Origin of the sequence: Xanthomonas sp. WHRI 8932A, assembly GCF_035012785.1 — a bacterium.
In the GTDB taxonomy this organism is placed as follows: Bacteria; Pseudomonadota; Gammaproteobacteria; order Xanthomonadales; family Xanthomonadaceae; genus Xanthomonas.
In genome coordinates this window covers 53,658-66,684 of the sequence record NZ_JAYGQQ010000016.1, presented here as the reverse complement: position 1 = coordinate 66,684, position 13,027 = coordinate 53,658, and the positions used below count along the sequence as shown (strand labels likewise).

The following is a 13,027-nucleotide window of genomic DNA, read 5'->3' as shown; positions in this document are numbered from 1 at the left end:
TCCTGATGACGACTACAGGCTGCGCGCGCCGACGCGCATCGTTTCCTGCTGTTGTGTCTCTGCCTGCTGCCGCTGCGCCTGCATCGCTTGCTGCGCGGCCTGCTGTTCGTGCTGGTTCACCGCATCGACGGCTTCGGCGCGTAGCGCACGGCCGGGCGGCTCGCTGGCCAATACCTGGGTCATCTGCCGGAACTGGTCGCGGTCACCGCTTTGTGCAGCAGCCAACATGCGATCAAGGAACGCGCCTGGATCTTCCCGCACCGATGGAGATCCGCCCCCCTGCGGTGCTACCGCTCGATCAACTTGCACGTCTTCCCTCAGCGGAACCTGCCATGCCTGCGGTGCATGGCTGCGCTCGCGGTCGCGCTGAAACTCCTGCATCTGCTGCTGCCAGCTCGGCGCTTCCATTTCCAGGCGCCCAACACCCGGCTCCACCGGACCACGCAGGTGGTCAACTCCATCGCGAACAAGGCCCGGCGCGCCTCGCGAATACAACGTCACCCCTGAGCGCAGCGCTTCTATGTCATCGCGATACTTTGCGATCATCGGCGCGTATTGCCGTGCCAGCTGCTGTGTTGTCGGGTCTTCCAGCACGGAGCGATCTGGTTTGCCAGCGCCATCGACCGGAAGGAAGTTGTGCATGCGGTGCGACTCGCCCAACCTGACTGCAGCAGACAAGGGATCGCGCGCGTCCAGCACACTGTTGTCATTGGCGTAATCGGACTTTTTCAGCGTAGCGATTTCATTCGGCGTGGCATAGATCTCGACCCGCCCGTAGTGCCGGCTGGCAGCGCTGACCGCATCGCCGGCCATGACGTGATTGATAACATCGTTGCCACCTTCCGGAATCCGCCGATCCAGACTGACCGCACCGTAGGCGTCGAAGGTCTGGCCCTTGAGGCTGAAGTGATGCGCGGTGACCTGCGCCAAATTGCCGCCGAGCGAGTGGCCTGCAACCGTCACATCGGGCGCTGGTTGGCCGGTACTGACATGCTTTTGTTCTGCGTATTCCAAGGCGTCCTTGGTGAACGCGATGGCGTCCGCTATCTGCGCATTGCGGCGAGTCGCGACCATTCCACCGTCGGCGAGTGCGCCGTCCAGGATGGGCTGGCGATCAAACTCGCTTCCTCGGTGGACAACTACCATTTCACCGGTGTCGACCCTCTCGTAGATCAAGCCTTGGTAGCCTGACGGCTTGTCCACGTATTGCAGACGTCGGACAGGCAAACCGCCAATATCTACAACAGCGCTTCGCTCTCCAGTATCTTCAGGCTTGTCATATGCATCGCGCGTCAGCGCGGCATACTGCTGACTAGTGAGGCTCACGGGGCAACCCTCTCTGCGTTGAGAGTTATGAGAAACAAGTTACTTCTATTTGGCTCTGCATATTTTTCAGCAAACTCTTCACCAAAGTCGACGTAACCTCCCAGCTTACTGCTGGGATATCCGCCTGACCAAAAAAATATCTTTTTAGACTTATCTTTATAAAGATACTCTTTTTCCAGACTAGGCGAAAAGACCGTTTCCACCTTACTCCCTGTTGCTTTTAGGGAAACGCCGAGACCTCCAAATTCCCAATGGCAGACACCCTTGCCGTAGTAGTCAGCATCAACCATGCCATCCGCATAAACCATCGCAGCGTAGGCCGTGCTATTGATCTTCTGAAAAACAATGGGTATTGCATGCTCTTTTGGCTTTGTAGACATACCTAACGACGCATCAAAAGGCGCGCACTGATCGCGGTTCGTCATATCGTAGAACGCTTTACCTAACACCTGCTCAAACGACCCCGGCGCATCATCGATAGTCATCGTAATCCGATAAGCCTGCTTGGGATGCGGATTCTTCCGGTAAACAGGATCGCCGTCAGCGTCACTCACCTGCTTATCCTGTGACTGCATGCTCGTCTCCTTTAAACCGCAAGCGCCCAATGTCATGGCGAGGGATACGCAAAGCAATAGGGCGTAGTTGCGACACATGGTGTTTTCGCCAATCAGCATCCTTTCGCAGGAGCCTACGCCGCTTCCATGAAGCATGCAAGATTCACTAACTATTACGTCTTTCCTTAGGTCTTTTCGGCATCAATTACACAAGTGTTATATCTCCAACACCCGGAATGCATTCATCCACGTGACGTTTGGCTGGAAAACGCAAACTATGGCGATAGGCTTAGAGCTCGCAACACTCAAACCAATTGCTACAGTTAAATCATGCTGCCACTCGTGTATGGCGATGCAACACTATCCAACGAATAGAGCGCATCTGTTTGGGTTCAACCGCTGCTAGAAACGCTGATCTTCAGCCTCCCTGCATCGTGGAGCCCAGGGACAATGGCAACGAGCGCAAGTGTCCTAGTCACGAAAAGTAACCACCCAACACACTTGATAATCATTCCCATCAAGAGCAGGATGAGCGCCCGTTTCCTTGGCAGCCTCTTCCATGGCGTACGCGGTTGGCGTTCTGAATGCATTGCCCAGCGTGCAGCTGTGCGAGCTGCTGGGCCGCATTGGCTATGGGTTTGTGGTGCTGGACCTGGAGCACGTGTTGCGCGCGCCGGACGAGCTGGAACACGCGATCCGCGCCTGTGAGCTGTCCGGCTGCGAGGCGTGGGTGCGGGTGCCGGAGGTGGACGAAAAACTGATCGGCCGGGTGCTCGATGCCGGCGCGCGCGGCATCGTGGTGCCGCGTGCCGAATCGGCGCAGCAGATGGCGCGCGCCGTCGCCGCGGCGCGGTTCCCGCCGCTGGGCCGGCGCGGGATCACCGGCGGCCGCGTCACCGGCTTCGGCAACGTCGATCTGCCCACGTATATCGCCCAGGCCAACCGCGACATCCGCATCGTACCGATGATCGAAAGCGCTGCCGGCGTTGCCGCGCTCCCGGAAATTCTCGCTGTGCCCGGCGTGGCCCTGGTGATGGAAGGCGCGCTCGATCTTGCACTGGACCTGGGCCTGGGCCCGCAGCCCACGCATGCGCAGGTGTGGGACTTGCTGCTGCAGCTGCACGCGCACTGCCGCGCCGCCGATGTGCCGTTCTGCCCCAATCCACGCACTGATGCGCAACGCGCGCACTGGCTGCAACAACCGGATCTGCGCTGGCTACTCGCCGGCGAAGATCGCGCCCTGATTCAACGCGCGCTGCGCGGCCATCTGGCCACCTTCGACGCGCCCGCCTCCCTACCCGCTTGCAGGAGCACGCCGTAGATGTCGCCGATCCGTTTGCACACCCTGACCCTCGCCATCGCCGCGGCCTGCTGCGGTCTGCCGCAGGTGGCGCTTGCCACTGATGCGCCGGCTGCCAATGAAGCCACTGTCGTCGATGGCCAGACACCGATCCGCGCACTGGACGCGATCCAGGTGCAGGGCAGCCTGCTTGGCCGTTCCAAACCGGATGACGTGCAACGTTACGCGGGCAGCCGCCAGGTGATCGACCGCGAGCAGCTGCGCACTGGCGGCAATCGTTCGCTCGACGATGCACTGCAACGTGTGCCGGGTATCAAGATCTTCGACGAAACCGGCACCGGCGCACTGCCGCAGATCATGTTGCGCGGCCTGTACGAAAGCCGCAGCGGCCGCGTGCAGGTACTCGAAGACGGCATCCCGCTGGCGCTGGCGCCGTATGGCCAGACCAGCTTGTCGTTGTTTCCGGTGGGTCTGAATCAGATCGATCGCATCGACATCGTGCGCGGCGGCGCGGCCGTGCAGTACGGGCCGAACAATGTGGGCGGGGTGATCAATCTGGTCAGCAAGGAGATTCCCAGCGAGTGGAGCACCACGCTGGCGCACAAGGTCACTGCCGGTGGCCAGGGCCAGTTTCTGCAGGACAGCGCGCTGAGCAGCGGCGGCTATCTCACCGACAATTTCGGCGTGCAGGTCGATGCCAATCGCACCTGGGGCGAGTATTGGCGTGCGCATAGCGATACCGACATCAGCAATCTGCGCGTGCGTGCGGAGTGGTGGCTGGACGACACCAAGTTGATCAAGGCCAGCGTGCAGCGGTATCTGGTGGACATGGATCTGGCCGGTGCGCTCAGCCCGGACGATTATCGGCGCGACCCGCGCCAATCCACGCGCCCGCTGGATAGCTTCAACGGACGCACCACGCGTGCATCGTTGAGCTATGAGCAACTCTTGGGCGATTGGGGGCCGATGAAGGATGTTCGGTTGTCCTGGACCAATTTCAGCGCGCGCAGCAGCCGTAATTTCATCGTCGGCATGCGTCAGGCCGCCACCGAAACCTGGCGCTCGGACCTGCCGCCGCAACTGCGCCAGACCGCGCCGCGCGACTTCCGCGTGGTGGGCAGCGAGCCACGGCTGAACTGGAGCATGGGCGAGGCCGGCGGCGTGCGTCAGCAGTGGACCGCCGGCGTGCGCGCGGTACGCGAGGACATCGATTTTCTGGTTGGCAACCTACGCTTGCGCGATGGCCTGTTCACCAGCGTGCGCGATTGGCAGTTCGAAGACCGTGCGTTGGCCGCCTATGTCAGCAATGCGATCACGCTGCCGGACGAGCGCATCACCATCACGCCCGGATTGCGCTACGAGCGCCTGGATTCGCGCTATTTCAACCGCACCACCGGGGTGAGCACGCTCAACCAGACCCGCGACGTGCTGCCCGGCCTGACGGTCGGTTTCCAGGCCAACGCGCAATGGTTCTTCTATGCGGACGGGCAGCGCTCTATGCGCGCGCCGCAGGTCACCCAGATCATCTTCGGCAACAATCTGGATGCCGAGCTGGCGTGGAATTACGAAGCCGGCACACGCTATCAACCCAATGACCGTACCCGCATCCAGGTCGGTGGCTACCTGATCGACTTCGATCAACAGATCCAGCTGGACAACACCACCCGCGTGTTCCGCAATCTGGGCAAGACCCGCCATCAAGGTGGCGAGGTGGAACTGCAATGGAGCCCGGAACAGCTGCGTGCGCTCACCCTCAACGCAGGCTACGCGTACCTGGATGCCAGCCAGGAATCGGGGGCGTTCCGCGGTTTCCGTGTGCCCTACACCTCGCGCAACCAGATCACCCTGGGCGGCAACTATGCGCTCGGTCATACCACTGTCGCGCTCTCCGGCTACTACTTCAGCAAGGCCTTCAGCGATGCGGCCAACACCTTGCAGGAAAACGCCATCGCCTCGGTGGGCCAGTTGCCCGCCTACATGGTCTGGAACACGCAGGTGAGCCATACCTTGTTCGAACGCGATGGACAAAAATTCAGCGCGTCGCTGGCGATCAACAATCTGTTCGACCGGCAGTACTGGTTCCGCGGCGTGGACACCAGCCCATGGGGCCGTCAGGCCGCACCCGCACGCACGTTCACTGCAGGTCTGGAGTACACGTTCTAACCGCGGTGCGCACGGTAGGCGGTAGCAACCAGCAAGTGCTACTCGCGCAGTTGTTCGTCGCCGCCACGCGCACCTGATCGAGGGTTGCACCGTTTTATCAGCGTCACGCTGCACGGAGCAGTAGAACCATACGACCGATGTACAGGGGCATCGGTCGCCTACGACGGCAACGGCGATCCCGCTGTGGCCGCCGCCAGAAACACGGCGTGCACGAAGCACGCATCAGCGCCGCAGCACGCGGCATTGCGATCGATGCATCGCAGGCCACCCAACGCCGATCATGGCGCCAGGCAGCCCGTTTCAGTACCGGTTTTCCCACCGCCCTGTCGAACGAGAACTGCCATGACTGCAACATCCGCTGCACCGTTGGTGATCCTCACCCATGTCTGCCACCCGGCCATCACCGACGGCTTTTTGCCGGCCGCGCACGCGCAAGGCGTCCCGGTGTGGCTGCTGACCGACCATCGCCTCGATCACCTGGCCTATTTCCGCGACCACCCTGCGCAGGCGCCGCAGCGGGTAATCGAATGCGATGTCTTCAATCCGCTGGGCGTGCTGGATGTTCTGCATGACGCCGGCATTGCGCCGCGCGCGGTCTTCAGCAACAGCGATCATCTGCAGACCAGCACTGCGCTTGTGGCAGCCGGCTTTGGGCTGCCGGGCAAGGACTGGCAGGTGTGTTACGCCGCCAAGAACAAGGCGGCGATGCGGCAACGCCTGCGTGCACGCGGCCTGCCCTGCCCGTGGTTCTGCACGCTGACGTCGGGCGCCGCAGTGCCAACGGATATCCCATGGCCGGTGGTGGCCAAGCCGCGCGAAGGCGTGGCCAGCCTGGATGTACGCCACTGCGCCGATGCTGCGCAATTGCAAAGCTATCTGGACGACCTGTGGCAGCGCCACCCGCAGCGCACCGTGTTGCTGGAAGGCATGTTGCACGGACCGTTGTTCACCCTGGAAACGCTGGGCGATGGGCACACGCTGCACGCCATCGGCGGTTTCAAGGTGCGGCTGTCGCCACCGCCGCATTTTGTCGAATGCGAAGCGCAGTGGGATGCGCACGTACAGACCCCGGTGATTGCGCAGGCACTGCAGCAGCTGCGCGCCTTCGGCGTCGGATTTGGGCTATGCCATAGCGAATTCATCCTCACTGACGATGGTCCGATGCTGGTGGAGATCAACTACCGCAGCATCGGCGACCGCCGCGAATTTCTGCTCGATGGCATGTTCGGCGGGCAATGGTTTTCCGCAGCGCTGGCGCCGCATCTTGGCCAACCGTTACCGCAGCTGCGTAGCGACCGCGCGCATGCCTTGCTGCGCTATTACGTGGCCGAGCGCGACGGCGAGCTGGTCACCGCCAGCGAAGACCGCCGTCATCACGATGCACACAGCGACGTGCAGTACCGGCGCATGCGTGCACCGGGCGAGCGCATCCAGCTGAGCCATTCCAACAAAGATTACCTGGGCGTGTTGAGCGCCGTAGCCAGCGATGCACAGGCGCTGCAACAGGCCGTGGTGCATGCCGAAGCGGGCCTGCACTGGCGCATCGACAACGCGCAGGTGCACGCATGAGCAGCACCGCCGACCAGCGCTACATCGCCACCCGCATCATCGATGCCTGCCTGCGCGAAGACCTGCGCGCGATCGTCAGCCGTGGCACGCCAGCCACGCCCGACGCAAGCGTGTTGGCCGCGTGGACCGACCCCAGCCCGGTGGACGGCTGGTGGCGCATCGCGCATCTGCCCAACGGCACGCTGTGGTTGCCGATCCATCGCCACGGCGTGCTGCAGGACATCAGCGCCTGCGGCGATCGCTGGATCGTGCAGGGTTCCGACGCTGCGTATGTCGAACAGGGCGCGCGTGCGTGGCTGCAACGCATGAGCGCCGAGCTGGATGTGCAGACTCAGGAGCTGCATCGTGCCTATGCCGACGAAGCCGAGTGCGCCGCAGCGCACCGTGGTCTTGCGCAACAGGCCTATGTCGCGCAGGCGCCCGCATTGGCCGAGGCGCTGCAGCATGACGACGCCGCCAAACGCGCGTACCGCTGCGACCAGCTGGCCAGCTACCGCGATCATCCGTTCTACCCCACCGCACGCGCCAAGGCCGGCCTGGACGCAGACGAACTGCGCCACTACGCACCGGAATTTGCGCCCACCTTCGCGCTGCGCTGGCTGGCGATTCCGCGTGCATTAGCCAGTTGCACCAGCGCGCCGCCAGAGGCGTTATGGCCGGACTTCGCCACCCTGGGCCTGCCGCCCGCGCTCGCCGCGACGCACATCGCCTGGCCGGTGCATCCGCTGGTCTGGGAGCGTCTGGAGCAGCCGGGCTTCTCGCTTCCACCCGGGACGTTGCGCGCACCGCAGGCCTGGCTGGAAGTGCGCCCCACCCTGTCGGTGCGCACGCTGGTGCCGCTGCAGCATCCGCATCTGCATCTCAAGCTGCCGATCCCGATGCGCACGCTGGGCGCATTGAATCTGCGCCTGATCAAACCTTCCACGCTATACGACGGGCACTGGCTGGAGCGCGCGCTACGCCGTATCGACGCGCACGACCCCGCATTGCAGGGACGTTGCGTGTTCGTGGACGAGTCGCATGGCGGGCATGTCGGCGACACCCGGCATCTGGCCTATCTGGTGCGGCGTTATCCGCCGCTGGACGCCACCACGCTGGTCCCGGTGGCCGCGCTATGCGCACCGATGCCCGACGGCCGGCCGCTGGCGCTGCATCTGGCCGACCGGTTTGCGCATGGCGATGTGCAGGCCTGGTGGCGCGAGTACACCGAACTGTTGCTTGCGGTGCATCTGCGGCTGTGGCTGCGCTACGGCATAGCGCTGGAAGCCAATCAACAGAACAGCGTGCTGGTCTATGCGCATGGCCAGCCCACGCGCCTGTTGATGAAGGACAACGACGCCGCGCGGATCGCCATGCCGCAATTGCGCGCGCAGCTGCCGGACATCGAGACCCTGGGCGCGCTGCAGGACGCACGGATCGCGGTGGACGAGACACACGCGCTGGCGCAGATGTTCTGCACCATCGTGCTGCAACTGGATCTGCAGGCGGTCCTCGAGGGTCTAGCCGACTGGCAGCCGGCCTTGCGCGCGCCGCTGGCTGCGCAACTGCAGGACCAGGTTGCGCAGACGCTGGCAACGCTGGATGCCGATGGCATCGACACCGCGCCCGCGCGGCGCCTGCTGGCCGCACCACGGCTGCCGGTGAAGTACCTGCTCAGCGCCGGCAGCCTGCTAAGCAAGCAGCTCACCGGTGCGACCGATATCAACAAGTTCTACGGCGACAGCGCACCCAATCCGTTCGGCAACGCGTTTGCGCACACACAGCCGCAACCGCGTCGCCATGCCGGTAGTCAGCAATGAAACGCATCCTCGCCCCGGTGCTGGCGGCCCACTATCTGGCGGCCTTCACCGCCCTGGGCATGCCGCTGTTTCTGCCGCAAGTCTTGGCCGAACTGGCGCCTACCGCGGCGGTGGGCTGGAGCGGCGTGCTGTATGTGTTGCCCACCTTGTGCACTGCGTTGACGGCGAGCACCTGGGGGCGATTGGCGGACCGCTACGGACGCAAACGCTCGTTGCTGCGCGCGCAACTGGGGCTGGCATTGGGCTTTGCGATTGCCGGCTTCGCACCCTCGCTGAGCTGGCTGGTGATCGGCCTGATCGTGCAAGGCACCTGCGGGGGCTCGCTGGCGGCAGCCAATGCATATCTGGCCAGCCAACCGCAGGCCGGCCCCTTGGCGCGCGCACTGGACTGGACGCAGTATTCGGCGCGGCTGGCGATGGTCAGCGCACCGGCGTTGCTGGGGCTGGCCCTCGCCTTGGGTCCGGCGCAGTCGCTCTACCGCGCGCTCGCGTTGCTGCCCTTGCTTGCATTTGCATTGACCTGGCGGTTGCCGGCGGATCAGCCCAACGCGCGTCCACGCGCTGCAGCGACGTCGTCGTCAGCCACCGAACCTGCAACACGCCCGTTGGCCGCCACAGCATCGTTGTGGCCGGCCTTGTTGCTCGCGCAGTTTCTGTTCTGCTTCGCGATGGTGGTGACGTTTCCGTACTTCATTCCCTATGCGCTTGCACGCGGTGCCGGTCACGACGCGCTTGCCGGCCTGCTCTACAGCCTGCCGCATCTGGTCTATCTGGTGGTGTTGCCGTGGTGGCGGCGCGGCGATGGCGAGGCATGGCTGATCCCGGGGCTGCTGCTGTTTGCGCTGGCCTGCCTGTGGCAGGCGCTGTTGCACGACGCCGTCGCGCTGGCGGTGGCGCGGCTGCTGTTCGGCGTTGGCATGTTGTTCGGCCTGCGCGGGCTCAATCGCAGCCTGGCGCTGGTCGCCAGCGGCCAGGGCGCCGGTCGCCTGTTCGGCCGTTTCGATGCCTGCGGCAAGTGGGCCGGCGTGGCCGCTGGCGCTGCAGCGGGTGCGCTGGCCCAGGCCGCCGGCCCCGCACTTCCTTTCCTGGCCGCTGCAGTGGCTGCGGCTGGCGCTGCGCTCACCGTTGCGGTGCGCTTTCCTTCAAGGAGAACTGCCGATGTCGCTGCACACGATGCATGACCCCTGGTACGACAGCATGGCCGATGCACAGGCCTGCAGTTGCTGGTTGAACTGCTACCTGCGCGAGTTTGCCATCCCGCAACGCGCAGCCGATTTCGATTACCGCGGGCTGGATCGCCCTGGGCCGCGCATGGCCGAGCAACGTTGGCTGCGCATCGACCTGGGCGATAGCGGCGCGGTGTGCGTGCGCATTGCCTACGCAGACCGTTTGGGCCGCTGCCGCTTCGCGTCCACACCGTTTCTCAAAAGTGCCGGCCAACCGTGGCACGCGCTCGACGCGCATGCGTTGGCGCGCTGCCTGCTGCAATCGCTGGGCAGCACGCAGGCGGTCAATCCGGAGCTGCTTGCGCAAAGCGCCAACAGCGTGGCGATCACTGCGGCGATGTTGCGCCAGGCACACCGCACCGCACCCACCGGCGATGCGATGATCGATGCCGAGCAATCAATGCTGTGGGGACACGCGCTGCATCCCACACCGAAAAGCCGCGAAGGCGTGGCGCTTGACCACGTGCTCGCCTGTGCACCGGAAGCGCGTGCGGAATTTCAGTTGTTCTGGTTCCGTATCGACTCACGCCTGCTGCGCGTGCAAGGCAAGGACGTGCGCGCCAGCCTGAGGCAGCTGTCCGGCAGCGACGATCTCTACCCCTGCCATCCGTGGGAGGCGCAACGCCTGCTCGACGACCCGTTACTGCGCACCTTGCAAGCGCGCGGATGGATCACGCCGGTCGGCCTGCGCGGCGATGCACTAAGGCCCACCTCGTCGGTGCGGACGCTGTATCACCCGCAGCTGGATTACTTTCTCAAGTGCTCGGTGCATGTGCGGCTGACCAATTGCGTCCGCAAGAATGCGTGGTACGAGCTGGAAAGTGCGGTCGCGCTGACCGACCTGCTGGCGCCCAGCTGGCAGGCACTGGCGGCGCAGGTACCGGGCTTCGACGTGATGCTGGAGCCTGCCGCCACGTCGCTGGATGTCGCGCAGATCGACCGCGCCCTGCACGATGCCGACCCGCAAGCCGCACGTGCGTTGTCCGAAAGCTTCGGCATCCTGTATCGCAAGACCATTCCTGCTGCGCAACGCGCACGTTGGCAGCCGCAGGTGGCCGCCGCCCTGTTTACCTGCGATGCGCAGGGCAACAGCGTGTGTGCCCAGCGTTTGCAGGCGCTGAGCAGCGCACAGATGGACCGCCACGCCGCCACGCTGCTGTGGTTCCGCGCCTATGCAGGCCTGTTGCTGGATGGCGTGTGGAGCGCGCTGTTCCAGCATGGCATCGCGCTGGAACCGCATCTGCAGAACACCGTGATCGGCTTTGCCGAGGGCTGGCCGACGCGCGTGTGGATTCGCGATCTGGAAGGCACCAAGCTGTTGGCTCACCATTGGCCGGAAAGCCGCTTGCAGGGTGTGGGCGAACGTGCGCGGCAATCGCTGTATTACACGCCGGAACAAGGCTGGAACCGCGTTGCCTATTGCGCGCTGGTGAACAATCTGGCGGAAGCCATCTTCCATCTGACCGAAGGCGATGGCGTGCTGGAAGTGCGGCTCTGGCAGTGCGTGGGCGAGCTCGCCGCACGCTGGCAACAACACCATGGCGCGCAGCCGGCGCTGCAAGGCCTGATCGACGGCGCCCCGCTGCCGGGCAAGAACAATCTCGGCACGCGCCTGCTGCAACGGGCCGACCGTCAGTCCGACTACACCCCATTACCCAACCCGATTGTACACATCGCCACCGCACGGCAGGTCGCCGCATGAGCCTGCACATCGATACCGCTGCAGTGATCCACGCGCTACCGCAGCTACGGGCGAGCAGCGATGGCCCGCTTTGCGCGTACCTGTACGATCTGGCCGCACTGCACGCGCATGCGGCCTGGATGCGCGCGCAGCTGCCGGCGCAGTGCGAGCTGTTCTATGCGGCAAAAGCCAATGCAGAGCCGCAGATCCTGCAGACGCTGGCGCCGCATGTGGATGGCTTCGAAGCCGCGTCCGGTGGCGAACTGGCCTGGCTGCATGCGCAGCAACCGCAGGCAGCGCTGCTGTTTGGCGGGCCGGGGAAACTCGACAGCGAGCTGGCCCAGGCCGCTGCCCTGCCCGACTGCACCGTGCACGTGGAAAGCCTCGGCGAGCTGCAACGGCTGGCTGCGATTGCGGCACACGCCAGCCGCTGCGTCCCGGTGTTTCTGCGCATGAACATCGCCGTGCCCGGCGCACAGAGCACGCGGTTGATGATGGGCGGGCAGCCCTCGCCATTCGGCCTGGACCCGCAGGATCTGGACGCCGCCATGCAGCTGCTGCGCGCCAGTCCGTCGCTGCGACTGGAGGGCTTTCATTTCCATCTGATGTCGCATCAACGCGATGCCGGCGCGCAACTGCATCTTGTTGCTGCGTACTTGCGCACCGTGCAGCAATGGCGGCAGACCTATGCGCTCGGGCCGTTGCGGGTCAACGCGGGCGGCGGCTTCGGCGTGGATTATCTGGCGCCGGAGTCCTCGTTCGACTGGGCCGGTTTCTGTGCCGGGCTGCCCGCGTTGCTGCACGAACACGGCAGCGCGCTGCGTCTGCGCCTGGAACCGGGCCGCTACGTCAGCGCCAGCTGCGGTTGGTACCTGATGGAGGTCTTGGACCTCAAGCGCAGCCACGGCGCTTGGTTTGCGATCGCACGCGGCGGCACCCATCACTTCCGCACGCCGGCCGCGCAAGCGCACGACCACCCATTCCGCGTGCTGCGCGGGACGCACGCGCCGGTCATCAGCGACACCCCGGTGACCTTGGTCGGCCAGCTTTGCACGCCCAAGGACGTCCTGGCGCGCAACCAACCCGTCGCCGCACTGGCCCCGGGCGACTGCCTCGCGTTTCCGCTGGCAGGCGCTTATGCGTGGAATATTTCGCACCAGCAATTTTTGATGCATCCGCCGCCGCAGAAGGTGTTTTTGCCGGCGATCGACTGAGAGCAGCTAACAAAAGGACTGTGCTCACCGCCAGGCGGGCGCGGCCGATGCTCGGTGCAGCATGGACCACGCTTACACTCCGGTTCCTCCGCACCGTCCATACCAATCTGACGACTGCTCGCTACGTTTTGTTGGCGGCTCTGAAAGCAACTCAGCGAGCATGTCGGCCCTGCGCATGCAGATGTTTCGCGCGAA

Annotated in this window: 9 protein-coding genes and 1 other RNA gene; 8 read left to right on the top strand and 2 right to left on the bottom strand. The window is 64.4% G+C overall.

Going from position 1 to position 13,027, the window contains the following annotated elements; genetic code table 11:
* Positions 1-12: 12 nt before the first annotated feature.
* Both VC212_RS22240 and VC212_RS22235 read right to left on the bottom strand, forming a co-directional pair.
* Positions 13-1,326, bottom strand: a complete 1,314-nt coding sequence (locus VC212_RS22240; RefSeq protein WP_323515577.1) for a DUF6792 domain-containing protein — start codon at positions 1,324-1,326, stop codon at positions 13-15.
* Positions 1,323-1,901, bottom strand: coding sequence for a hypothetical protein (locus VC212_RS22235; RefSeq protein WP_323515579.1), 579 nt, complete (start codon positions 1,899-1,901; stop codon positions 1,323-1,325). The genes VC212_RS22240 and VC212_RS22235 overlap by 4 nt, the downstream gene beginning before the upstream one ends.
* A gap of 538 nt (positions 1,902-2,439) precedes the next feature.
* Between VC212_RS22235 and VC212_RS22230 the strand changes: the two genes are divergently transcribed.
* The 8 genes from VC212_RS22230 to VC212_RS22195 all read left to right on the top strand — a co-directional run bounded on the left by VC212_RS22230 (position 2,440) and on the right by VC212_RS22195 (position 12,969).
* Positions 2,440-3,201, top strand: coding sequence for an aldolase/citrate lyase family protein (locus VC212_RS22230; protein ID WP_323515580.1), 762 nt, complete (start codon positions 2,440-2,442; stop codon positions 3,199-3,201).
* Complete coding sequence (locus VC212_RS22225) at positions 3,202-5,343, top strand: TonB-dependent siderophore receptor (protein WP_323515583.1); 2,142 nt, start codon at positions 3,202-3,204, stop codon at positions 5,341-5,343. It abuts the gene before it with no gap.
* A 342-nt stretch (positions 5,344-5,685) separates the two neighbouring features.
* Positions 5,686-6,912 carry an ATP-grasp domain-containing protein gene (locus VC212_RS22220; protein WP_323515586.1) on the top strand — a complete coding sequence of 409 codons (1,227 nt, stop codon included), beginning with the start codon at positions 5,686-5,688 and terminating at the stop codon, positions 6,910-6,912.
* The gene (locus VC212_RS22215) at positions 6,909-8,711 is read left to right on the top strand and encodes an IucA/IucC family protein (RefSeq protein WP_323515589.1); all 1,803 of its coding nucleotides are present in this window, start codon (positions 6,909-6,911) and stop codon (positions 8,709-8,711) included. The genes VC212_RS22220 and VC212_RS22215 overlap by 4 nt, the downstream gene beginning before the upstream one ends.
* Positions 8,708-9,892, top strand: a complete 1,185-nt coding sequence (locus tag VC212_RS22210) for an MFS transporter (RefSeq protein WP_323515591.1) — start codon at positions 8,708-8,710, stop codon at positions 9,890-9,892. The genes VC212_RS22215 and VC212_RS22210 overlap by 4 nt, the downstream gene beginning before the upstream one ends.
* Positions 9,870-11,639 carry an IucA/IucC family protein gene (locus VC212_RS22205; RefSeq protein ID WP_323515594.1) on the top strand — a complete coding sequence of 590 codons (1,770 nt, stop codon included), beginning with the start codon at positions 9,870-9,872 and terminating at the stop codon, positions 11,637-11,639. The genes VC212_RS22210 and VC212_RS22205 overlap by 23 nt, the downstream gene beginning before the upstream one ends.
* On the top strand, positions 11,636-12,832 hold the full coding sequence (locus tag VC212_RS22200) for a type III PLP-dependent enzyme (protein ID WP_323515597.1): 1,197 nt from the start codon (positions 11,636-11,638) through the stop codon (positions 12,830-12,832). Before VC212_RS22205 ends, VC212_RS22200 begins: the two co-directional genes overlap by 4 nt.
* 61 nt (positions 12,833-12,893) lie before the next feature.
* Positions 12,894-12,969: non-coding RNA, sX9 sRNA (locus VC212_RS22195), on the top strand.
* Positions 12,970-13,027: the final 58 nt, after the last annotated feature.

Excerpts from the sequence above, each read along its gene's own strand:
- VC212_RS22235 (WP_323515579.1), bottom strand. The coding sequence starts at position 1,901 with ATGCAGTCACAGGATAAGCAGGTGAGTGACGCTGACGGCGATCCTGTT.
- VC212_RS22230 (WP_323515580.1), top strand. The coding sequence starts at position 2,440 with ATGGCGTACGCGGTTGGCGTTCTGAATGCATTGCCCAGCGTGCAGCTG.
- VC212_RS22225 (WP_323515583.1), top strand. The coding sequence starts at position 3,202 with ATGTCGCCGATCCGTTTGCACACCCTGACCCTCGCCATCGCCGCGGCC.
- VC212_RS22220 (WP_323515586.1), top strand. The coding sequence starts at position 5,686 with ATGACTGCAACATCCGCTGCACCGTTGGTGATCCTCACCCATGTCTGC.
- VC212_RS22215 (WP_323515589.1), top strand. The coding sequence starts at position 6,909 with ATGAGCAGCACCGCCGACCAGCGCTACATCGCCACCCGCATCATCGAT.
- VC212_RS22210 (WP_323515591.1), top strand. The coding sequence starts at position 8,708 with ATGAAACGCATCCTCGCCCCGGTGCTGGCGGCCCACTATCTGGCGGCC.
- VC212_RS22205 (WP_323515594.1), top strand. The coding sequence starts at position 9,870 with ATGTCGCTGCACACGATGCATGACCCCTGGTACGACAGCATGGCCGAT.
- VC212_RS22200 (WP_323515597.1), top strand. The coding sequence starts at position 11,636 with ATGAGCCTGCACATCGATACCGCTGCAGTGATCCACGCGCTACCGCAG.